Here is a 22,776-nt window from a genome sequence, read left to right on the forward strand (position 1 = left end):
TCTTCGCTGCATTTTTACCGGAAACTAAACGCTAGTCTCTCTTCCTGAATATATTATCATATGTCACGGTCAGGTAGTAAAGGCCGCGGATCGTTGGACCGCCAACATACTGAAAGTACTGCGTATTCAGCAGGTTGGAGGCGCCCACTTTAAATGAAGTATTGATCTTGGGTACGCGGTAGGTTACCTGGGCATCTACGGTGTTATAGGAAGGCACATCGCCGTTTCCGAACAGGTTCTGCCAGTAGAAGGTATTCTGCCAGTGCCATACTACGTTAAAGCCGATATTCCGGAATACATTTCTGTTACCTATGCTGACGTTGGTGAACCAGTTAGGGGTATTGAAACCGGGAATCAGTGCATCATCTTTGGTTTTATCCTGTGCTAATGTGTTGTAGTTGGCGTTGCCACTTATCGTATAGCCTTTATAGATATCGTAGGTAACTGCCAGTGCTACTCCGTAGTTGCTGACGGCGGATTTACTGTTCGTCCATACCCGGTATCGGTTTTGCTGGGCTTTGTCCAGCATCTGATTCCATACCGTCTGGTCCGCATTATGTACATCGCCGGTTTTGGGCACTACAGCTTCTACCTGGCCAATAAAATGTTTGTAGGTACTGTAGTAGCCATCGAGGTCTATGAAGAGCTTATTGTCCAGTAAAACGGCTTTATAGCCGGCTTCAAAAGCATTGATCTCTTCCGGTACGATCGGATCAAGGTTAGCTATTTTCAATACGCCGGCATTTTTGGCGGCGGCCGCATCTTTCGAAATATGTTCCGCGTTGATGGTCTTGTTTACTGCTACTCCAAAAGCGTCCACAGAGCTGGTCAGATAGGAATTTTTAAAATAACCGAGTCCCTGCTCAATGAATGCAAGTCCGCCTACACGCCGTACCTGGCCGTTGTTAACGAAGGAATAGGCTTCAAACAGCGACGGAAACCGGAACCCGTTCTGCCAGGAAACGCGGAACGTATGTTTGTCTTTTATACTGTAGACAGCGGCAATACGGGGATTCACCTTTCCATCGAACTGTTCATTTTTATCGTAGCGCAATGATCCTGTCAGTTTTAAGGCGTCGTTGAAGAAGGTTTTGCTGATCTGGGCAAATCCGCCGTACTTACCGTACCAAATGTGCTTTCCACCCGCTTCATTGCGCTTGTCGGCCGGTCTGGAGAAGTCCACGAAGTTATTGCCATCGGGTATGATCTCATAGGTGCGGTAATCGGCGCCTACGAGTACGTCTGCGAAATGAATGTATTTACGCAGGTTCCAGGTACCTTCTGTATGATAAAAACGGCTTTTTTGCCAGAGTGCGGCGCCACCACTGGTGTTAGCCGGGTTCTTGGAAACAGGGTAGATATCCCAGTCGTTGATCCCCTTGATTTTAGCTACCTGGGCATCGAAAGCAGCGGTACCCGGTGTCCATCTGCCCGCATCCGCAAATGATCTGGCGGCCTGATGTGCAGCTACGAGGTCTTTACCGGAAGTGAGTGCGTCGTTGAGCGCTTTGGTATAATCGGCCTGCCATTGTTTATCCGGTTTGAAAGATTTTTCCAGGTTGTCGGCCAATGGATTCATGTTATAGGAATCCCCCGTATTTTCTATGGAAATGTAGGATCTCAGTGTAAAATCAGGATGTGTCAGTTCCAGTTTGGCATTTTGCACCGTCACGCCTTTCAGCCCGATACGGTTACCACGCTGGAAGAAGCCATCCATTTGCCCGTACCGGTAAGAAGCAGCCAATTCCATCTTACGGGGCAGCCGGAAGTTCAATGAGATATCGGCTTTGGTATTCCGCACAGTGTAATCGCCTACCAGGTCTTTTTCCCAGTAGCCAGTGCGGTGTACGTTATAAGCCCGGCCATCCTTATCGATGATCTGCAGATTGGCATTGTCGCCATATTTATTCCAGGCGTCGTTGGCAATGTTATTCGGTCCGCTCAGCTGAGGAAAGTCAGGATTGATCTTCGATTGCGGGGTGAAGTCATTGTGACTGTCGGCGTACCAGTCTGTTCCCTGCATATAGCTCAGATTAATTTTCCAGGCAAACCAGGAGGAATATGCCTGCGCATAACGTACAGCCGTTTCCGTGAGTAGCTTAGCGCCGCCTGCATCGCCCACATGATTCACTGCCAGTTTCTGATATACGCTCACGCCCTGGTACTGGAAAGGGTTTTTCGTGATCAGGTTCGACATCCCGTTGATGGCATTCATCCCATAGAGCGCGGAAGAGGCGCCGGGAGTTACTTCCACACTGGAAATATCCAGTTCAGTAGGGCCGATGGCATTTCCCAATGGAACACCCAAAGTAGCGGCCTGGTTATCTACCCCATCTACCAGCTGCATGAAACGGAAGTTATTGGGCACATTAAAGCCACGGGTATTGAACACTTTAAACGTAAGACCGGCAGTAGTCATCTGTACGCCTTTGAGGTTGCCAAGTGCATCATAAAAAGTGGACGATGGCGTTTCCTTGAGTGCCCTGATATCCAGCTTTTCTATGGCTACAGGAGAGCGCAGCAGTCTTTCCTGCTGACGGGAAGCAGATACTACTACCTCGTTTACCAGCAGCGATTGCGTATACAGCTGTATCGCAATTTTACTATTGCTGTTTTTTACTTCGAACTCCTGTGGTTGATAGCCAATCAGCCTGATAACGAGTTTCAATGGAAATTTTGAGTTGGTGGTTACTTCAAAGAGGCCGGCGGTATCTGTTTGTGCGCCGAATGAAGTGCCTTTGATCTGTACAGAAGCGCCAGGCAGCCCAAAGCCATGATCGTCGGTGATTTTACCGGCGATCACGTAAGAGCCGTTCAGCTGGGCCAATACAGCAACCGGACTTAATACCAATATTACAAGCAGGTATTTAGCCAGTACAGGTAAGAACTTTTGCATAGTGTTGGTAACATTATTGGATTCTGGAATGATAAAAATGATAAGAGGAAGTATAAAATCGATGTTGTGCCTAACATCGTATTAATAATGAGTGTGTTGTAAATTTATTAACCATATAGTCTATAGAATTAGTAGACAAATATAGTCCGGGTATTTTTCATTTCAAAGCAAACCCGCCAAAAAAAAGCAGCCAGGGTGATGATTATACCGCAGGAATAGTTGTAAGTGGTTAATTATAAATATGTTATATGAAGATGTTTTTTTTAGGGGAATTCCGGAGGCGATAGTGGCAGGTGAATATCTTACCGGTACATCTTCCTGCCAACATAACAGCATATAGGCAGGACATGAATAAAAAGGAAAGCGCCCGCTGTAAGCGGGCGCTTTCCTTTTTATTTAAGAATGTTGAAATTATACTGCAGGATCTTTTGCCACCGGAGGTTCCACTTCTTTGTTATGATGTGCGTGCTTTCCGAAAAAACGTTTTTGAAAAACGAGGATAGCAATAACACCGGTGGAAATAGCGGCATCCGCTACGTTAAACACGGGGCGGAAGAAAACGAAATAATCACCGCCTTTGAAGGGAATCCATTTAGGCAGGTAGCCTTCATAGATAGGGAAATAGAGCATATCTACCACCCGGCCATGTAAAAAGCTGCCATAACCGCCGCCGGAAGGCATAAACTTCGCCACTTCGTAACCTATACTGTCGTTGAAGATCAGACCATAAAACATGCTGTCTATCAGGTTACCGGCAGCTCCCGCCAGGATCAGGGATCCGCAGATCAGCAAACCGGTGCTGTATTTTTCTTTCACCAGCCTTTTCATGTACACAAAACCCACTACCACGGCAGCCAGGCGGAATAAGGTGAGCAGGATCTTCCCAAAATCGCCTCCAAACTTCAGCCCGTAGGCCATTCCTTCATTCTCAATGAAATGGATCCTGAACCAATTCGGAATAATCACAAACTCCTGTTGCATGAACATATGCGTTTTGATCCAGAACTTCAGCGTCTGATCAATCACCAGGATAAGGATAACAATAAATACTACGTGACGATATTTCAACTGATATTAGAATTTTATCAAAAATAATAGTTTATTTCAAAGTCGAAGCCTGCAATATCACTATTCCTGAAAATATACCCTTTTTACACGCTGTGAAATTCCTGTTAATATTTCGTACGGAATAGTATCCGCCCAGCCCGCAAGCTCCTGTACTGGCAGATCCTGGCCGAAAACGATCACTTCGTCCCCTTCTGCAATATCTGTGATATGTGTTACATCCAGCATCAGCATATCCATGGCTACCACTCCAATCACCGACGCCATTTTGCCACGGATCAGCATTTTTCCTACGCCCATGCCCAATCTCCGGGGATATCCGTCGGCATAACCGATACGTACTGTTGCAGTTACTGACGGCCCTTTGGCCTCCCAGCGGGCACCATAGCCTACTGTTTCTCCTGCTTCGAGGTGTTTCAGCTGTGCCACCGTAGTTTTCAGGGTACTTACATTGCGGAGCTGATCCTGGATGGCATTACTGCTGTCGATGCCGTACATGCCAATACCTAATCGCACCATATCCAGTTGCAGATCAGCATGCCTGCTGATACCGGCGCTGTTATCGATATGTCTGATAACGGCGTAACCCAGTGCTTTCTGCAGTTCGTGGCTCATTTCGAAGAACAGGCGGCCCTGCTGCTGGGTGAGCGCATCTTTTTCCGGATCCTCGCTTGCTGCGAGGTGACTGAAAATAGATTGCACTTTTACCAGTGGCGTAGCGGTAAGCATCTGCCCCAGTTCTGCTATATCACTCTTCACAAAGCCCAGCCGGTGCATCCCGGTGTCCAGCTTAATGTGTATCGGAATGGCGGATTTACCTGTTGCGGTAATTTCTTCCATAAACTGCAATAAGAGCTGTATGGAATAGATTTCCGGTTCCAGGTTCCATTGCAGGATGGCATCGAAGCTGGCTGGTTCGGGATTCATTACCATGATAGGCATGGTAATGCCGGCCCTTCTCAGCTCTACCCCTTCATCGGCATAAGCCACTGCCAGGTAATCCACTCCGTGGAACTGCAGCAGGTTGGCGATCTCAAAACTGCCGCTGCCGTAAGAGAATGCTTTCACCATCGCCATTAGTTTGGTGTCGGGCTTGAGCATCGACTGATACAGCTTCACATTGTGGGAGATGGCAGAAAGATTGATCTCCAGGATGGTCTGATGCGCCTTTTGCTCCAGCAGTTTTCCGATGCGTTCGAACTGGAATACACGGGAACCTTTTACCAGTATGGTTTCATTCTGGAAATCGTCCGCATTGAACTGTTGTATATATTCATCGGTAGTGGTGAAAAACTGCGTTTTCAATCCTTCTATCTGCTGAAAACTTTTTTTCTCGCGGCCGATATTCTTACCAATAGCAATCAGGCGGTTGATACCTTTTTTCTGCAGCAGATCTGCTACTTCTTCATATAGTGATGCATCGCTTTTTCCACTCTGCAGGATATCACTCAGTATAACCGTGCGCGTAGCATGTTGCTGCTGTTGCTGGAGAAAATCCAGCGCAATGGTCAATGAGCCCAGATCCAGGTTGTAGCTGTCGTTTATTACCGAACAGTTGTTGATTCCCTGTTTCAATTCCAGGCGCATGGCGATATTGCTCAGCTGATCCATCCGCTGCTGAATCACCGCGGGGTCTTTGCCCAGGTAAAGCATCAACGCTACACAGTGAATCGCATTTTCAATAGAACCCTCGTCTACAAAGGGTATCCTGAAATGCAGAGAGGTTTGTTTATACAGCACCTCGATCTGTGTATGATGTTCGTTCTTGTCGACACTGGTTACTCGCAGATCTGCATCTGTTTTCCTGGACCACGAAAACAATTCCGGGCCGCCTCCACCGCCTTCCTGGTTATCTTTTTTACCTACCTGGTTATGGAAGGCCAGCACACATTCATTGAGGGCCAGGTAATCTTTACAATAAATCAGTATATCACTTTTGGCAAACAGTACCAGCTTTTCATTGATCTTCTGGCGGATATTCAAAAAACCTTCGCTATGTGCTTCGCCTATATTGGTAAATATACCGATGGTTGGACGGATGATCTTTTCCAGGTTTACCATTTCCCCGGGTTGGGATATACCGGCTTCGAAGATGGCCAGCTGGTGCTCCGGTTTCATCTGCCATACAGACAATGGTACTCCTATCTGCGAATTATAGCTTTTCGGACTGCGTACGATGTTGTAATCTTTTTCAAGTAACTGGAACAACCATTCTTTTACAATAGTTTTTCCGTTACTGCCGGTAATACCTATCACCGGAATGTGGAACTGCTGCCGGTGGAAAGCCACCAGCGTGTGCAGTGCCTGCATGGTATCTTTTACAAGGATAAAATTGGCCTTGGGATATTTTTCCAGTGGTACAGGCTCACTTACAATGAAGTTGCTGACTCCTTTGCGGTATAGTTCTTCAATGTATTGGTGTGCATTGCGCCGCGGGCTAACCAATGGAATGAACAGCGATGTTTCCGGGAAGCTGAGCTTCCTGCTGTCCAATAGCAGATGTTCAATTTCAGAAAATCCTGTCTCTTGCAACAATTCTCCTTTCAAAGTCTTGTTGATGCTTGCTGCGTTATACACGTTTATCAGATTTGAATAAGCACTTAGCAACTGCAAATTGATGTATTGCCTGCTGCTTTTTATTTCTCTTCAGTTTCCGGTAATTCTCTTTTCTGACGGCGGAGGGAATGGAACCTTCAAATACAATCACCTGCACCATTACATAAAAGTATACCCTGCATTGATATAAGTATTTTTTCTATGTGTTGGCCTTCTCAGAGCAGCAAATATAGGAAAACGCCAGCTAGGAATTATTGATTAACAGAATCTTATCTTTCTGCAAATCTGCGTTGGCGTATAAACTGGAATATCATCGCGAACAGCAGTATCAGTCCAACCGGTACCAGGAAACAGATGGCCTGCCATTTGGTTTTTTCTTGTCTGATTTTTTCAGGATCAAGCAGGCGCAGCGTCAGCTCCTTGTTCCGGGCTTCCATAATGCCGCTGTTACCACTCAGGTACTCGAGGCAGTTCAGGAAAAATTCCTTGTTGGCAAAGGCAAATCCCTGGTTGAATTCGTTGATTCCCATCTGCAGCGGGCCTTCTTTACGGGCTACTGCATTGGCGATCAGGTCGCCATCGCTTACCACAATCATTTTATTCTGACCATCTGATATGTCTTTAAACGGCTTGCCGGACGCCTGTTGCAGGGCATCGACCAGGGCCGGATCCTGACGGTTGTGGAAAAGGGAGCTGAAGCGTCCTTCAAGTAATACGGCGGCGGGCAGGTACTGCTGGCGGTATTCGCGCGGATTAGGCTGGGTTTTCACCACATCCCATCCGATCTGGGCCGGCAGGCGGGTGGTACGGCTGTTGCGGGAAGATGTAAGGAGTATGGTTTTTCTTACAGATTCACTCTTGATGGTATCTATGGAGCTGACAAAGTGCGACAGTACCATATCCAGATTTTTCACGATGGGGTGTGCTTTGGTAGGCATCAGCAACGGGAAATAAGGAAACGGCATCATCTGTATCTGCGGGCGGTTACCGGTATTGCCCACCACCAGCGGCACACCATCGCATTGCATGTCCATCACCAGATCCTGGTTGATGCGCACGCCATAGCGGAACAGCAGATCTTCCAGGTTAAGTCCGCGGTCCATCGCAAACATTTCCGCGCCATGATGCAGACTGTCCATACTGGCAGTGGATTCATCAATGAACCACAGCACTTTACCTCCATTCATGACGTATTGGTCTATCTTCAGTTTGTCGGCATCACTGAAGGCGGAAGATGGTTTGGCGAAAAGGATCACCTCAAAATCGTGAGGGATATAAGCAGATGCCTGAAGCGTGAGCGTATCCAGTCCATAATTATTCTGCAGGGTAGTGAGTGCATCATATACTTCAGCTCCCAGCGTTTCGCCGTGGCCGAGCATATAACCCACCAGTGGTTTTTCTTTTTCCCGCAACTTACTGATGGCATTGGCGAACTGATATTCCAGCAGCGCCTCTGAGTTGTTCATGGTTTGCATGGGATCCTGGCTTCCCAGGTTTTTCAGCAGGTTCACACCAATGGTTTTACCCTTATAATGTACGAGCGCACCCGGAAATATCAGTTGTCCTTCGTAACCTTCATTGGCTTCTCTTTGTACTTTCAGGTTGAATGGCATGATGCCCTGTTTGGTCAGTTCCTGCATCAGCTGCATACGGGCAGAATCAGATTTACCCTGGGTAGGACTTACAAAGGTGAAATGAAAATTCTGTTTTCCGTATTCCCTGAATTCTTCCAATAGCTCACTGGTGGCCTGTGCCAGCTGGCGAAAGCTGGCAGGATAATCGCCTTTCAGGTATACTTCTACATCTACCGGCCCATCGAGGTGCTGTAGCATCTGGCGGGTATTGGCTGTGAGCGTATATCGCTTTTCCGCTGTCAGATCCCATCTCCCGTGAAAATAAGCGGCAGCAATATTAATACCGGTAAGTACCAGTATCACGGTTATTGCACGTTGTATGTATTTTTTTCGTGTAGCCATGTTGTTTAGATGCATACGGATTACCCGTTTTGCCAGAGTTTTCTTTGGAGGGATAGTTTAGTAAGATAGAGCATCAGGCCTATGACACTGATGAAGTAGATCACATCACGACTGTCGACCACTCCGCGGCTGATGGAAGTATAATGGAATTTTATACCGGCCATTTGCAGGTAGTAATCGGCGCCACCGCTGAATGCGGGGATTTTACTGAGTGCATCAAATCCGTTATAGAAAATAAAGCAGGTGAATAAAGCGATGAGAAACGCAATCATGGCGTTGCTGGTAAGGGAAGACGACCATATGCCGGTGGCTGTGAACACTGCTCCCAGCAATAATAATCCTATGTAAGAACCTATGATGCCACCGGTATCGAGTTGCTGATTATCCAGGCTCAACTGTTTCACTGCGAAGTAATAAATGATGGTAGGTAACAGGGAGATGACTACAATCAGCATACTGCCCCAGAATTTGCCCATCACCACCTGCCATCCGGTAAGCGGTTTGGTACTGAGTAACTCCATGGTACCGGTTTTAAACTCATCTGCAAAACAGCGCATGGTGATGGCGGGTATCAGCAGCAGATAAATAAGCGGAGCCAGGTTGAACAGCGGATCCAGATTGGCGTAGCCGGTATCCAGTAAACTGGTGTCAGGAAAAACGAAAAGCATTAATCCGTTTGCCAGCAGGAACAGGATAATGGCCACATAGCCGGTTACACTGCTGAAAAACTGGTTGATCTCTTTCTTAAAGATGGCTAGCATGAACAGTTCGTAAGGATTAGGATACAAATATAGCTTTTAGCAGTTAGCTTTTATGTGGTAAGAAGACAAAAGATTAAAGGCTGTTGTCTTTATAGAGTTCCCATACAGGGCTGGTTCTTCTCAGGTTATTTACCGCATCGGTAACGGTATCGATGGCAAAGTCGATTTGTTCGGCGGTTGTAAAGCGTCCCAGTCCGAACCGAAGGGAGGCGTGTGCCTGGTCATCGTCGAGTCCCATCGCCTTCAATACGTAGCTGGGTTCCATGGAGGCAGAAGTACATGCTGATCCGGTGGATACGGCTATTTTTTTATTGAAGCTGAGGAGGAGGGCTTCTCCTTCCAGGTATTTGAAGGAGAGGTTACACGTATGTGGCAGGCGATGTATTACGGAGCCGTTAAGATAGGATTGCTCCAGTTCCAGCAGTGCATTTTGCAACCGGTTCCGCAGCGGCAAAATGCGTGCGGTATCTGTTGCCATTTCGTTCATGCAAAGTTCGCAGGCTTTTCCGAGTCCAACGATGCCGGGTACATTGAGGGTGCCTGAGCGCAGGCCTTTTTCGTGGCCCCCGCCGTCGATCTGAGCGCTGAGCTTCACGCGGGGCGAGCGTCTGCGCACATAAAGCGCGCCTGTACCTTTAGGGCCGTACATTTTATGGGCGCTGAGCGTCAGCAGGTCGATGCCGTCCGTTTCCACGTTCACCGGGATCTTGCCTGCTGCCTGCGTGGCATCTGTCATGAAAATTACGCCATGGCTGCGGGCGATATCGCTGATGGTTTTTATCGGATTGATCACGCCTGTTTCGTTATTGGCGTACATCAGGGTGATCAGGATGGTTTGAGGAGTGATGGCGGTTGCTAATTCAGCAGGATCTATCAGTCCTTCATGATTGACCGGCAACCAGGTGATACGGGCGCCCAGCTTCTCCAGGTGTTTGCAGGTATCGATCACTGCTTTGTGTTCAGTAACTGCTGTAATAATATGATTCCCTTTCCCTGCGTATGTTTCGTACACGCCTTTGATCGCCAGGTTAACGGCCTCGGTGGCGCCGGAGGTAAATATCACTTCTTTGGTCTCAGCTCCGATCAGCTTAGCCACCTGTTCCCGCGCAGATTCTACAGCCTCTTCCGCCGCCCAGCCGTATGGGTGGCTGCGACTGGCAGCATTGCCATAGATCTCCGTAAAGTACGGTAACATAGCGGCTACCACCCTCGGGTCGCAGGGGGTGGTGGCGTTATTGTCCAGGTAAACAGGCAGCTGTAACATATCCATCTTTCCGTTTATAAATATCCAACCTCCCAAAATTACGACATATGTTCTATTTTTACCGGGTTGGCGCCCTCTGCAAAAGCCATAAAGGATAAGGAGCGCCGCGGGTTTATCAAAAATTCAGTACATGCGTAAAGTAGAACATATAGGCGTTGCCGTGAAGTCGTTATCAGTTTCCGTTCCTTTGTTCGAGAAGCTCCTGAATACTGTTTGTTACAAGCAGGAAGCGGTGGACAGTGAACAGGTCATGACCGCTTTTTTCCGGACCGGGGAAACCAAGATAGAGCTGCTGGAAGCCACCGGCCCCGAAAGCGCTATCGCGAAATTCCTGGAAAAAAAAGGAGAAGGTATGCATCATATCGCATTCGATGTGGAAGATATTCACGCGGAAATGAAAAGATTACAGAAAGAAGGGTTCGTGTTATTGAACGAAACACCCAAACAAGGGGCAGATAATAAACTGGTCTGTTTCCTGCATCCTAAGTACAGTAACGGGATTTTGGTGGAAATTTGTCAGGATATCAAGTAAGCATTTACTTATATATTTCGAAATTAAATAATAATAAATTTTTTAAACTTTTTTTCCAATTTAGCAATCCAAGAGAAATTTACATCCGTAAGTAATTATGTAACACCCCGGAAAAAGTGCAGGAGGACGTGAAAACCAAAATTTTTTATAAATTTTTGAACAAATAGATTTTCCAGTACGTTATCACTATAAACGCAAATAAAATATTATCAATACTCAAAATATTACAAAACTTAAGCGTTATTAACTATTAACAGTTTAAGTTTTAATGATTACTCTAAAGTTGGCATAGGTTATGAACACCTGCGGGTTTTTTAGCTTGCAGGTCTTTTTTTTAGGTGTTGGCCTCTAGTCTTTAGTTTTCTTTCTGTTTGCGGGTTATTTCCTGAATTAGGATAGTACAAATATTTCCGGAGCAAGGTTTTCCGGCGATATGGTATTATATGCTTTTATCTGATATCTATGCTCTAAAACGCATGATAAATGGAAAAATTGCGCACATTCCCAATAAAATTGAAATAAAAAAAAGCGCCGGAATTCTAATCCGGCGCTTTTTTTATTTCAATTCTACTCACTTCTTATTCGCTTTTCACTCGCTCTCTCATAGCTAAAAGCTAACAACTAGTTGAAGATATACCTGATCCCCAACTGACCCTGCCAGCGGGAAATCGTATTGGTATTATCTCTCCAGGAATTGGTCAGCGGAATCTGGTTGTTTGCATCCAGATAAGGGAATGAGTATGCCGGTGCTGCGGTAGCATTACCGGAAGCATCTCTGAGCTGGCCTTCATACTTCAGGAAAGAAGTTTGGTTAGGCAGTTTGGAAATACCCCAGCGTTTGTTCAGCAGGTTACCGAAGTTGATGATATCAAGACTTACACGCAGCGTGTGTTTGGTCTTCTTGTCTTTACCACTGAATACGAATATATCCTGGGTAATGTTCAGATCCATACGTTTTGCAAAAGGCAGCGTTACTGCGTTGCGTTCTGCATATTCGCCACGGTGACCGCTCAGGTAATTGTCCTGTTTGATGAAATTGTCCAGCTGGTTCCAGATAATATCAGCGCTGCGTTTATCTGCATTGGTTTGCGGGTTGTAGCCTTTATCGCCATAACCTACCGGTACCAGTTTGATATCATTTTTACTTCTTGGAATGTAGATCAGGTCGTTGTTACCGCCGGAGCCATCGTTATTCACATCTCCGCTATAAGTATACGAAGTAGCGCTGTACAGGCCGTTCACGCTTGGTGCTGCTTCGAAGATGGCGCCAATGGAGGTAGCAAAATGCTTAGCCCATGTAAAACGATAGGTAGCTGCTGCCACAATGCGGTGAGGCATGTAATAGTTGGAATAGCCCAGCACAGCAGCGTTAGGGTCGCCTGAAACAGGGCGGTCGCGCCAGTTGCTTTGTGCAATGGTTCCTCCATCGTTCACACTGCGGGATTTGCTATAAGTATAAGCCACGCTCATATACAGGTTCGGCAGGTTCTTCTGCAGCTGGATGGTAGCGAAGTAAGAATATCCTTTATTGGTATTACGCATCAGGATAGCGTCGCTGATGTTCGGATTACTCAGGCTGTTACCTGCATAAATTTTCGGTGAGCTGTAACGCAGGCGGTGATCAGGCGTGCTGTCGAGCTGGAAGCCGGTTGCAGGCAGGTTCACGTTCTGGAAATATACTGCGTTGATATCTTTGGAATAGTTAAACTCCAATGTTCCGATAATACCACCGGGCAGCTGACGATCCACTGCAATGGTAGCTTTCAGCACCTGGGGATATTTGAAATTCCTGTCGGCAACGGCAATGTTATACTGGTAAGGCAGTACTCCTTCCAATCCTTTTTTATAAGTAGTAGGATCGGGATTGAAGGCAAACGGAATGGTAGGCACTGTGGAGCTGGTCTGTGCTACGAATGACCCGAATTGCACACCGTTGTTACCAGCCTGGTTGCTCAGCCATACTGCCGGAGGCGGACCTGCAAACAATCCGGCTCCACCACGGATCTGGGTTTTACCATCGCCGGTTACATCCCAGTTAAATCCGACTCTCGGAGAAAGTAAAGGCGTGGTTTTGGGTGCACGGCCTACGTCGATTTTTGTGCCATCCCTGAAAGTAAGTGCTGCCAGGGAATCGTTTTTGTCGAAGGTGCTTCCTATAACTGGTACGTCTACACGTAATCCGTAAGTCAGTGTGAATTTATTGGTCACGCTCCATTTATCCTGCAGGAAAACTCCCAGTTCCAGCATATTGATTTTTGCAAACGGGAAGGTTTTATCTTTCGTAGCAACATACGACAGGGTATACCGGGAGGCGGTAAGCGCGCCGGTATTGGCACTGGCGTAGAAGTCGGTCAGGCTGTTGAAACGGTAGTTACCGTTATAGTTAGGTGCAAAACCGTTCACAAAGGTCTTATAGTAGTTCTGTGTTCCGATAGTGATCTCATGTTTACCACGATACATGGTATAGATATCAGACAGCTGGTATACGTTGGTATTGAGCTTGTTGTTATACGTGAACGGCTCGTAACCGAACGCAGTATAGCTGGCGCCTTGTCCGTTCAGGATATCTACCAGCGGGAAGTTGCCCTGCGACAGTGATCCGCGGAAATCGCGCATGGCAGAGAAGCCTACCTGCAATTTGTTGGACGCTCTGTTGCTGATACGGGTATTCAGCTCAGCGATGAAGATGTTGAAGTTGTTATTGATAATATAGCCGCTACCGCTGAAAGGAAGACCTGTATTACTGGGCTGGCGGCCGCTTCCGGGAGCACCACTGTTGGAGGCCGGAATATCCTTGAATGATTTGAGGTAGTTGTATTTGAAGGTAAACGTATTGTGATCGTTTACGTTCCAGTCGATTTTAACGGTGATCTTATCGCTCTGGGTGCGGTAAGTATAGTTCTGATAATCGCCGGGGTTATAACCGTATTTGCTCATCAGGAACTGCTTAAGGGCATCCAGGGTATCCGCAACGGCCTGGGATACGTTGCCTCCGGCAACGCCGCCGGGCTTGTTGGCCACCAGGCTGGTAGCAGGCGCCTTGATTCTTTCCTGTTCAGCACTCACGAAGAAGAACAGTTTGTTGGGAACAAAAGCTCCGCCCACATTGAAACCACGCAGGTTATAGTTGAAATCGGGTTTGGGTACGGTTACATTTCCCACCTTGGTACCCTGCAGACCCGGAGTCTGGATATAGGTATATACAGTTCCTTTGAATGTGTTGGTACCGCTCTTCGTAACGCTGTTGATACCGGCGCCGGAAAATCCACCCTGTTTTACATCGTAGGGAGAAACATTCACCTGTATCTGTTCCAGCGCTTCGAGGCTGATCGGCTGAGAGGCGGTCTGCGAGCCAAGTGTAGGCTGCAACCCGAATGAGTTGTTAAAGTTGGCTCCATCCACTGTGATGTTATTCAGCTGATTGCTTCTGCCGCCGATGTTCAATCCATTTGCAGAAGGAGTCAGCCTGGTGAAGTCCTGCATGGAACGGCTGATGGTTGGCAAACGGTCCATCTGCGAACGGGTGATCACTTCCTGGCTACCGGTACGGGCCTTGTTGATCACTTTGTTTTGCACCGCTGAAGTGACTACTATCTCAGTAAGTGTACTGGTGCTGGTTTGGAGGTTGACATCTGCTTTATATTCCTGACCCAGCGACAGGAATATGTTTTCTCTTTTTTCGTCTTTGAAGCCGATATAAGAAACAGACAGGGTATACGGGCCGCCTATACGAAGATTCGGAAGGTTATAGCGGCCATCCTTCCTTGAAACGGTGTTGTAACGGGTACCACTTGGTACGTGAATGGCTACGATACTTGCGCCGGGCACCGGCCCTTCTTTACTGTTAATGGTTCCTGCTATATCAGCAGTTGTTTCCTGGGCAAACAGCGTAAATGGGATTAATAGTACGCAGCAAAGCATACCAATGAGGTTACGCCAGAGTTTTTTGTGCATGCAATTCAGATTTTGGTAAAGTTCAAATGACAGATTGATGTATTAAAAATAATACAATTATGAAATCGTTAACATTTTTTCTGAACTATACTTATCAGGTGCCGCACTATGGCTCAATTCAGGCGAGCACTTTCTCCATACCCGTGCTTCTGGAGCCTTTTATCAGTATATGTGTATCCTGGAAATGCTGTTGCTGCAACCATTTGGCCGATTCGGCTGCATTGTCGAAATAGATATAAGGGTGTGCTACGTGTTTAAAGTCGCCGCCCACTAATACCACCGCATCCCAGGGAGTGCGTTCCAGCAGCTGTACCAGGTGCTGGTGTTCTTTCACGCTATCTGTTCCCAATTCCATCATGGCTCCCAGCATCAACACTTTTTTGGAGGCCTGTAATCCGGCAAAGTTTTCAATGGCTGCTTTCATGCTGGAAGGATTGGCATTATAGGCATCCATGATAATCGTATTGCCATTGTGTTTTATCACCTGAGAGCGGTTGTTGGAGGGGGAATAAGCGGCAATGGCCGGAGCTATACTCTTTTCCGGTACGCCAAAGTGGCTGGCAACGGCTACTGCAGCCATCACATTAGGGAAATTATAAGCGCCCACGAGTTGGGTTTGTATGAAGCCTACGTGGCTGTTGCCTTTCACCTGTACGGCCAGGAATGCTTCTCCTGCGATGGCTTCACCTGTATAGTTGCCCTGGCGGCTGCCATAGGTAACGATGTGCGGAATGCCGGCAGCCATTTCCAGGAGATAGCTGTAATCGTCGCAAACAAACACGGTTCCGTTGTTGGCACGTAAATAATCATATAATTCTCCCTTTGCCTTTTTAACGCCTTCTTCGCTGCCAAAGCCTTCCAGGTGGGCTTTCCCGATATTGGTGATGATGCCGTGTGTAGGCAGGGCTATTTCACAATAGGAAGCTATTTCCTGCTGATGGCTGGCTCCCATTTCTATCACGGCTATTTCCACGCCCGGCAGGATGCTCAGGATCGACAACGGTACGCCAATATGGTTGTTCAGGTTACCCACGGTGGCGAAAGTTTTCTTGCTGGCGGCCAGTGCTGCATTCACCAGCTCTTTCGTAGTAGTTTTTCCGTTAGTACCGGTGATGGCAAGAAACGGAATATTCAGCTGCCGGCGATGATGAAGTGCCAATAATTGTAAGGCTTTCAGGGCATCGTCTGCCAGCATCATCTTTTCCGGTACGGTGAAATAAGCTGCTTCATCCACCACGGCAAAAGATGCTCCCATTTCCAGTGCCCGGGCCGCAAATTCGTTACCATTAAAGTTGTCGCCTTTCAGTGCAAAGAAAATATCACCCGGTTTCAGTTTACGGGTATCGGTTTGCACGGAGCGGTGCTGCGTATAAATGTTGTATAATTGATCGATATTCACGGCCAGAACTTGTTTGGTGCAAAAATAAGTGGTATCATGTAATATAGAAGAATTTTATCCTTTGAAAGCAACCTTATTTCATCACCTCCCGTATAATGCTATCAGCAATCAAATTGAAAGACCTATGACCAGAGCCAAATTATTTCTTCTGGCCTGTATACTCTTAGGTGCCTGTAAAAACGAGCAGGCGCCGGCTCCCGTAAGCGGGGGAGTCAATTGTGGTACAGGTGGTATTAAAACCAGCTACGTATCAGCGGCCATATCGGCTAATTGCACCAGCCGTGGTTGCCATCCGGGAGGGAATTCACCTGCGGTGGCTGATTTTTCCACGCCCGACAGATTAAAGGCCTATATCAATGCGCACCGGGTCGTTTTTGAACTGCGGGTGACAGGGCCACAGGCCGATATGCCGCAATCGCAGTCGTTTCCGCCACTCACGCAGGGTATGAAAGATTCAATTGCCTGCTGGCTTGCGAATGGTATGCCGGATCAGTAACCAAAAAGAAAATGTTCATGAAATACTTACTACTCCTGGTGATGCTGGCTGGTTTCAGTGCTTACGGGCAAGATGCTTATACCTGCAGGAATACCCGCCTCAGCTTTTTTTCTTCCGCTCCCCTGGAAGATATTGAAGCCAGAACAGACCGGGGCGCGTCTATCATCAACATAAAAACAGGTGAAGTGTTTTTCAAAGTACCCATTACTTCTTTCCGGTTCAGGAAAAAGCTGATGGAGGAACATTTCAACGAAAACTACCTGGAAAGCGACAAATATCCTTTTGCTGAATTCAAAGGCCGGATCAACGAAATCCCGGCGCTGGATAAGGACGGCACCTACCCGGTAACGGTAACGGGCACACTGAATATACATGGTGTAGAAAAAAGCTACACGGCAAAAGGCACTATTATCCGGCAGGGGGATACCCTTACCGCAAACTCCACTTTCCAGGTACGTATAGCCGACCACGGTATAAAGGTGCCCACGCTGGTGGTAAAAAACATCGCAGAAGTAGTAGCCGTAACGGTGAATGCTATTTATACACCCTACAGTAAATGACATCATTCATGAAGATCGTATCAATTATACTGCTGTGCTGCACCATTGGTGTGGCAGCCCGGGCGCAGCAAATCGACCAGCTGCTCGACTCTACCGGTCATGTAAAAGTAATAGACACTTATAAATCGACCCGCATTATCCAGGGCCAGTCTACCGAAATGCTGCGCCGGCACGAGCTCGATTTCCGCGTGGCGCATCGCTTCGGGGACGCAGCCGGCGAATTCGGCGGCACCAAAACCTTTTTCGGCACCGATAATTCCACCGACATACGCATTGCGTTCGAATACGGGATCACCGATAATCTGATGGTGGGTGTCAGCAGAAGTAAGGGCAGCGGCGAACTCCGGCAGTTGTATGAAGGTCTCGTCAAATACCGTTTCCTGCAGCAGACTAAAGATGATCATATCCCTGTATCTGTGGCTGTTTTTGGCAACATGGTGATCAGCGGTATGCCTTCTGATGCAGATGTTACCGCTACATCCCATTTTGCGGACGGATCCGACCGGCTCATGTATGTTGCCCAGGCGCTGGTATCCAGGAAATTCGGTGAGCGGTTGTCGCTGACACTGGCTCCTACTTATGTACACCGGAACCGGGTAGGTTATATGGATATGAATAATATGTTTGCCCTGGGAGGTGCCGGCCGGCTAAAGCTGAGCAAGCGATTGGGCCTGCTGGCGGAATATTATTATCCATTCCGCAACCAGGAAAGTAAGGATTACTTCAAATCTTCCAAAAATATCACTTTTTATAACCCATTAGGGGTAGGACTCGAAATCGAAACCGGCGGGCATGTGTTCAGCATTACCTTTACGAACTCCACAGCCATACTGGAGAATCAATTTATCCCGGAAACAACCTCCTCCTGGTTACAAGGCCAATTCCGCTGGGGATTCAATATTTCCCGTAGATTTACGTTATTCGGGAGAAAAGATTGGAAAAAATAAGATGCCGCATACGGGAAAATTCATGGTTAGCCAGAATCGCCGCCCGCTTTATGAGGGTGCATTCAGTGGCCATGGTTCTCGGACGCACGATACATCTGTATGGGGCGTCCCGGGAGCGTTTTTTATCTGATATCTCCTGGATGCGGCACGAGGCTTGCCATGTTAAACAGTACCAGCAACTGGGATATTGGGGTTTTTTATGGAAGTATCTGGCCGAATACCTGCGCAGAGGCTATTACAACAACACGCTGGAGGTGGCAGCCAGGGCTTCCGAAGAAGATCCGGCAATACTGGACGATATAGAAATAGTCTAAAGATTCGTTAAAACAAGGTTAAAGGGAGATTTTTTCCAGTCTCTGGTTTTATTTTTCTTATTTTTACGTTAAAGGTTGATTTTATGGTTAAGAAGGTAACAGAGGGAATCACCATCAGCGTGGAAACATTCTACCAGCCGGATTACTCAAATCCTATTGGGAGCGAATTCATGTTTGCCTACCGTATTACCATTGAGAACAATAACATTTTCCCTATCAAGCTGCTCCGCCGGCACTGGTACATCATTGATTCCAATGGTACCCACCGCGAAGTAGAAGGAGAAGGAGTGGTAGGCGTTCAACCATTGCTGGCTCCCGGCGAAACTTATCAATATGTCTCGGGTTCTAACCTGCGGACGGAGATAGGTAAAATGTATGGTACTTACCAGATGGAAAACCAGTTGGATAAGAAAATACTGGAAGTCAAGATCCCTGAATTTCAGATGGTAGTCCCTTTCAAATTAAATTAGTACCTGTCTTCGTTTTAACCTGTACTCCTATCGGGGCCTGTATTTCGCGGCCTTAAACATTTCTGTCACATCTTTGGTTTCCATCAGCTGCTGCAGGGTTACGTCCTTGTGTTCGCTCATGTATTTCCTGACGATCTGCCAGCCTGTAAAGTTGGCGATCTTTCCGGGAGCTCCTTCAGGCATGCCCTGCGTAGAAGGACCGTCGCCCACAAAATGAGAGATCTGCTGCCAGTCGCTGGTATAAACGAGGTTATTCTGTACAAAGAATTGCCAGATCATCTGCTCGTTTGCCCGGCACCAGTCGAGCTGCGCTTTGGTATAACCCAGTTTGATCGTATCCGGCGTCTGCGGCAATACCTTATCCAGGAAATACTGCTGTTTGCCGGCTTCCATCATCTGTTCCAGCAAATTAGCGCTTTTACGTGCAGGCGGGTACATCTGTTGTTGTAAGACCTGCATACAATTGGTAGCGATATATTCAGGGGCAAACCGGCGGATCATGTAATCCGGATAATCAGGTATTTGTGCATACGGCGGGAAATCAGCGCCCATGTACATATCCAGCCCGATGCCAAGTATACTGTCGACTGTGATGGCGCCATAGTTGGCAATACCGGAAATGAAAGTAACTACTTTAGGAGCCCGGAACGACGGGAAATAATATTTAGTATACCGGAAACATTGCGCCAGCTCGTTTTTCAGCTGTTCACCGTTTCCGTATTTATCAGTCACTGCTTTTTCGAGCTGTCTGAAATCGGCGTTGGTGAGAAACAGGTGCAGTTGTTGCTGTACTGTTTGGTTGCTATCGGAATAAGCGCCCATATTCATAATATCAGTCACATACAAAGGCATGAATACGGGATAGGCTGCATGTAGCTGCTGTAGCCCTTTCTGTACCTGATTGGTATCGATCGTAAACAACGCAGAGTCGAAACGCAACAGGCTAACGGTCATGGGTATATTACTGATATCAGGTGCTTTATTGCTGTTATTACAGGCAAAAATGCACGATAGCGCGAGAAATCCGCTCAAAAACAGGGTGTATTTATTAGTGTAACTTTGCATCGCTCTTAAAACTCATCTAAGGTAAAATTATTATTTACCTTGTATTATAAAAAATCAGGAATTAGCATCATCTATGAAGAAGATCATTTTATTACTGGCAGTATTGGGAGTCGTAAAGACAGGCATGGCACAGGATGGCTATTACAATTTCAGGAGCCGGGTGAAACTGGGATTTACCGTAAATCCGCTTATTTCCACGCTGAAACCGCAGGAATCGGGTGTTACCCGTAACAGCTCGAAAGCAGGACTCGATTTCGGCCTGATGGCTGATTTTTCACTGAATGAGAGGGGGACTTATGCCCTGTCGTCGGGATTCCAGGTATTACTTGCCGGCAGCAAGCTCAAATACGACGCAGGCAAGGGATTGAGTGATTACAGCGCCAATCCTGCTGAATATAACATGAAACTGACTTATATTGAAATCCCTGTAGCGTTGAAGCTGAAAACGGCGCCAGACGGCGGCATTGGCTGGTGGGGCCAGTTTGGTACCTACCTGGATTTTCCGGTCAGTGGCCGCGCTGATGTAGTGTCTATGAACCAGCGGTTCGACCGGGTGAATGTCCTGCCGGAAATGAACCGGATCAATATAGGCATGTTGCTGGGCGCAGGTATCGAATACCCGCTGGGAGGCAACCTGACCGGTATGGCAGGTATCACTTACCAGAATGGTTTCGTAGACGTAACACGCAATGCGAAATGGCACGATGGAAGAGTAAATATGAATAACTTTGCGCTGCGGCTGGGTGTATTTTTTTAGTGGCCGGCGATGAATGATCCCGGGCTTATATTATCTTTTTAGAACAGATCTTTTTGTTATATGAATATTATACTGGCACAGCAGAATTATCATATTGGAAATTTTGAAAAAAATACTGCAAAGATTATCGAAGGCATACAGGCCGCAAAGGCCAAAGGCGCCGACCTGGTAGTGTTTTCTGAATTATGTGTATGCGGATACCCTCCCCGGGATTTCCTGGAGTTTGAAGATTTTATCGCGCAAAGTCATCATGCGATAGACCAGATCAAGGCACATACGAAAGATATTGCCGTACTGGTAGGTGCTCCGGCCCGCAATCCGCAGAAAGAGGGCAAGGATCTGTTCAACGCAGCCTGGTTCCTTTACGAAGGAGAAGTAAAGCAGGTAGTATATAAAACATTGCTGCCCACCTACGATGTATTTGACGAGTACCGTTATTTTGAGCCTTCTTACGAATGGAATATTATTCCGTTTAAAGGAAAGAAGCTGGCGGTTACCATTTGTGAAGATATCTGGAACCTGGGAGATAACCCACTGTACCGCATTTGCCCGATGGATCAGCTGATCGCGCAACAACCGGATGTGATGATCAATATTTCTGCTTCACCGTTTGATTATGATCATGATGAAGACAGGAAAGAGATCATACTGGCCAACGTGTTGAAATACAGGATCCCCATGTATTACTGTAATACAGTGGGATCACAGACGGAGATTGTATTTGATGGTGGTTCTCTCATCTATGATGCCAGGGGAAATGTAGTGAAGGAATTACCGTATTTTGAAGAAGCGATGGATGGTATGGAGCTGGAAAAGCTTACCGGCAGCCAGTTGCCGGAGGTGAAGACCGGCAATTTCACGCCGCTTACCGAACTGATATTTGATCATAATATCGACCGCATTTATGATGCATTGGTGTTGGGCATCCGTGATTACTTTGGTAAGATGGGCTTTACGAAGGCGATCCTGGGCTCTTCCGGCGGTATCGACAGTGCAGTGACCCTGGCCATTGCCTGCGACGCATTGGGCAAGGATAATGTGAGAGCGATACTGATGCCGTCTCCGTATTCCACCAGCCATTCTGTAGATGATGCGGTGGCATTGTCTGAAAATCTTGGCAACCCGTACGATATCATACGTATCAATAATATCTATGAAGCCTTCCTGGCCACGCTGGAGCCTTATTTCAAAGGACTGCCGTTCAATGTGGCAGAGGAAAATACGCAGTCACGTATCCGGGGAAACCTGCTGATGGGTTTATCCAATAAGTTTGGTTATATCCTGTTGAATACTTCCAATAAAAGTGAATTATCAACCGGCTATGGTACCTTGTATGGTGATATGGCCGGAGGATTAAGTGTTTTGGGAGATGTATACAAGATGCAGGTGTATTCCCTTGCCAGGTACATTAACAGGCATCAGGAAATCATTCCGGTGAATATCATTGAAAAGGCGCCATCAGCGGAGCTGAGGCCTGATCAGAAAGACAGCGACAGTTTGCCTGATTATGCCATCCTCGACAAGATCCTTTACCAGTACATAGAACGCCGTCAGGGGCCTAAAGAGATAGTAGCTCAGGGATTTGACTCCGCGTTGGTTTCGCGGACCTTAAAGATGGTAAATACGAACGAATACAAGCGGAATCAATTTTGTCCGATTATCCGCGTATCCTCCAAAGCATTTGGAGTAGGCCGTAGAGTGCCTATAGTAGGGAAGTACCTGAGTTAGCTTTTAGCTAAAGGCTAACAGCTGTTTCTTATATTT

General features: G+C 47.0%; 17 protein-coding genes. 8 read left to right on the plus strand and 9 right to left on the minus strand.

The window, feature by feature from the left end:
• Positions 1-31 precede the first annotated feature (31 nt).
• From UNH61_RS31800 to UNH61_RS31825, 6 genes are all read right to left on the minus strand, one after another.
• Positions 32-2,896: a TonB-dependent receptor gene (locus tag UNH61_RS31800; protein WP_326996063.1), complete on the minus strand. Its 2,865-nt coding sequence runs from the start codon at positions 2,894-2,896 to the stop codon at positions 32-34.
• A 411-nt stretch (positions 2,897-3,307) separates the two neighbouring features.
• Positions 3,308-3,964 carry a lipoprotein signal peptidase gene (locus UNH61_RS31805; protein ID WP_326996064.1) on the minus strand — a complete coding sequence of 219 codons (657 nt, stop codon included), beginning with the start codon at positions 3,962-3,964 and terminating at the stop codon, positions 3,308-3,310.
• 60 nt (positions 3,965-4,024) lie between these two features.
• Positions 4,025-6,538, minus strand: coding sequence for a bifunctional UDP-N-acetylmuramoyl-tripeptide:D-alanyl-D-alanine ligase/alanine racemase (locus UNH61_RS31810; RefSeq protein ID WP_326996065.1), 2,514 nt, complete (start codon positions 6,536-6,538; stop codon positions 4,025-4,027).
• A 248-nt stretch (positions 6,539-6,786) separates the two neighbouring features.
• Entirely contained in the window at positions 6,787-8,508 is a 1,722-nt protein-coding gene (gene gldG, locus UNH61_RS31815) for a gliding motility-associated ABC transporter substrate-binding protein GldG (protein WP_339071601.1), read from the minus strand.
• Positions 8,509-8,513: 5 nt separating this feature from the next.
• Positions 8,514-9,254, minus strand: a complete 741-nt coding sequence (gene gldF, locus UNH61_RS31820) for a gliding motility-associated ABC transporter permease subunit GldF (protein ID WP_326996067.1) — start codon at positions 9,252-9,254, stop codon at positions 8,514-8,516.
• Positions 9,255-9,327: 73 nt separating this feature from the next.
• Positions 9,328-10,524: an IscS subfamily cysteine desulfurase gene (locus UNH61_RS31825; RefSeq protein ID WP_326996068.1), complete on the minus strand. Its 1,197-nt coding sequence runs from the start codon at positions 10,522-10,524 to the stop codon at positions 9,328-9,330.
• Between the two features lie 124 nt (positions 10,525-10,648).
• Here UNH61_RS31825 and mce point away from each other — a divergent pair, with 124 nt between their 5' ends.
• Complete coding sequence (gene mce / locus UNH61_RS31830) at positions 10,649-11,050, plus strand: methylmalonyl-CoA epimerase (RefSeq protein WP_326996069.1); 402 nt, start codon at positions 10,649-10,651, stop codon at positions 11,048-11,050.
• A 621-nt stretch (positions 11,051-11,671) separates the two neighbouring features.
• Here mce and UNH61_RS31835 read toward each other — a convergent pair.
• Entirely contained in the window at positions 11,672-15,004 is a 3,333-nt protein-coding gene (locus UNH61_RS31835) for a carboxypeptidase regulatory-like domain-containing protein (RefSeq protein WP_326996070.1), read from the minus strand.
• Positions 15,005-15,122: 118 nt separating this feature from the next.
• On the minus strand, positions 15,123-16,403 hold the full coding sequence (gene murF / locus UNH61_RS31840) for a UDP-N-acetylmuramoyl-tripeptide--D-alanyl-D-alanine ligase (protein ID WP_326996071.1): 1,281 nt from the start codon (positions 16,401-16,403) through the stop codon (positions 15,123-15,125).
• Between the two features lie 124 nt (positions 16,404-16,527).
• On the opposite strand from murF, the gene UNH61_RS31845 reads away from it, so the two are divergent.
• From UNH61_RS31845 to apaG, 5 genes are all read left to right on the plus strand, one after another.
• Positions 16,528-16,899: a hypothetical protein gene (locus UNH61_RS31845; RefSeq protein WP_326996072.1), complete on the plus strand. Its 372-nt coding sequence runs from the start codon at positions 16,528-16,530 to the stop codon at positions 16,897-16,899.
• Between the two features lie 17 nt (positions 16,900-16,916).
• Entirely contained in the window at positions 16,917-17,459 is a 543-nt protein-coding gene (locus UNH61_RS31850; protein WP_326996073.1) for a YceI family protein, read from the plus strand.
• An 8-nt stretch (positions 17,460-17,467) separates the two neighbouring features.
• A complete protein-coding gene (locus UNH61_RS31855; protein ID WP_326996074.1) occupies positions 17,468-18,406 on the plus strand; it encodes a DUF5777 family beta-barrel protein in 939 nt (312 codons plus the stop codon).
• 50 nt (positions 18,407-18,456) lie between these two features.
• A complete protein-coding gene (locus UNH61_RS31860) occupies positions 18,457-18,720 on the plus strand; it encodes a DUF4157 domain-containing protein (RefSeq protein ID WP_326996075.1) in 264 nt (87 codons plus the stop codon).
• Positions 18,721-18,803: 83 nt separating this feature from the next.
• Complete coding sequence (apaG, locus tag UNH61_RS31865; protein ID WP_079469727.1) at positions 18,804-19,190, plus strand: Co2+/Mg2+ efflux protein ApaG; 387 nt, start codon at positions 18,804-18,806, stop codon at positions 19,188-19,190.
• A gap of 27 nt (positions 19,191-19,217) precedes the next feature.
• On the opposite strand, the gene UNH61_RS31870 is transcribed toward apaG, so the two are convergent.
• The gene (locus UNH61_RS31870) at positions 19,218-20,222 is read right to left on the minus strand and encodes a hypothetical protein (protein ID WP_326996076.1); all 1,005 of its coding nucleotides are present in this window, start codon (positions 20,220-20,222) and stop codon (positions 19,218-19,220) included.
• A gap of 106 nt (positions 20,223-20,328) precedes the next feature.
• Here UNH61_RS31870 and UNH61_RS31875 point away from each other — a divergent pair, with 106 nt between their 5' ends.
• Together UNH61_RS31875 and UNH61_RS31880 are read left to right on the plus strand one after the other, a co-directional pair.
• Positions 20,329-21,012, plus strand: coding sequence for a porin family protein (locus UNH61_RS31875; RefSeq protein ID WP_326996077.1), 684 nt, complete (start codon positions 20,329-20,331; stop codon positions 21,010-21,012).
• Positions 21,013-21,072: 60 nt separating this feature from the next.
• A complete protein-coding gene (locus tag UNH61_RS31880; RefSeq protein WP_326996078.1) occupies positions 21,073-22,740 on the plus strand; it encodes an NAD+ synthase in 1,668 nt (555 codons plus the stop codon).
• The last annotated feature ends 36 nt before the right edge of the window (positions 22,741-22,776 follow it).

The sequence above is a fragment of the Chitinophaga sp. 180180018-3 genome (assembly GCF_037893185.1).
Classification (GTDB): Bacteria; Bacteroidota; Bacteroidia; order Chitinophagales; family Chitinophagaceae; genus Chitinophaga.

Coding starts and splice junctions, on each gene's coding strand:
- UNH61_RS31860 (WP_326996075.1), top strand. CDS start 18,457: ATGAGGGTGCATTCAGTGGCCATGGTTCTCGGACGCACGATACATCTG.
- apaG (WP_079469727.1), top strand. CDS start 18,804: ATGGTTAAGAAGGTAACAGAGGGAATCACCATCAGCGTGGAAACATTC.
- UNH61_RS31850 (WP_326996073.1), top strand. CDS start 16,917: ATGAAATACTTACTACTCCTGGTGATGCTGGCTGGTTTCAGTGCTTAC.
- UNH61_RS31855 (WP_326996074.1), top strand. CDS start 17,468: ATGAAGATCGTATCAATTATACTGCTGTGCTGCACCATTGGTGTGGCA.
- UNH61_RS31825 (WP_326996068.1), bottom strand. CDS start 10,524: ATGGATATGTTACAGCTGCCTGTTTACCTGGACAATAACGCCACCACC.
- UNH61_RS31880 (WP_326996078.1), top strand. CDS start 21,073: ATGAATATTATACTGGCACAGCAGAATTATCATATTGGAAATTTTGAA.
- mce (WP_326996069.1), top strand. CDS start 10,649: ATGCGTAAAGTAGAACATATAGGCGTTGCCGTGAAGTCGTTATCAGTT.
- gldG (WP_339071601.1), bottom strand. CDS start 8,508: ATGCATCTAAACAACATGGCTACACGAAAAAAATACATACAACGTGCA.
- UNH61_RS31800 (WP_326996063.1), bottom strand. CDS start 2,896: ATGCAAAAGTTCTTACCTGTACTGGCTAAATACCTGCTTGTAATATTG.
- UNH61_RS31835 (WP_326996070.1), bottom strand. CDS start 15,004: ATGCACAAAAAACTCTGGCGTAACCTCATTGGTATGCTTTGCTGCGTA.
- UNH61_RS31845 (WP_326996072.1), top strand. CDS start 16,528: ATGACCAGAGCCAAATTATTTCTTCTGGCCTGTATACTCTTAGGTGCC.
- UNH61_RS31875 (WP_326996077.1), top strand. CDS start 20,329: ATGAAGAAGATCATTTTATTACTGGCAGTATTGGGAGTCGTAAAGACA.
- gldF (WP_326996067.1), bottom strand. CDS start 9,254: ATGCTAGCCATCTTTAAGAAAGAGATCAACCAGTTTTTCAGCAGTGTA.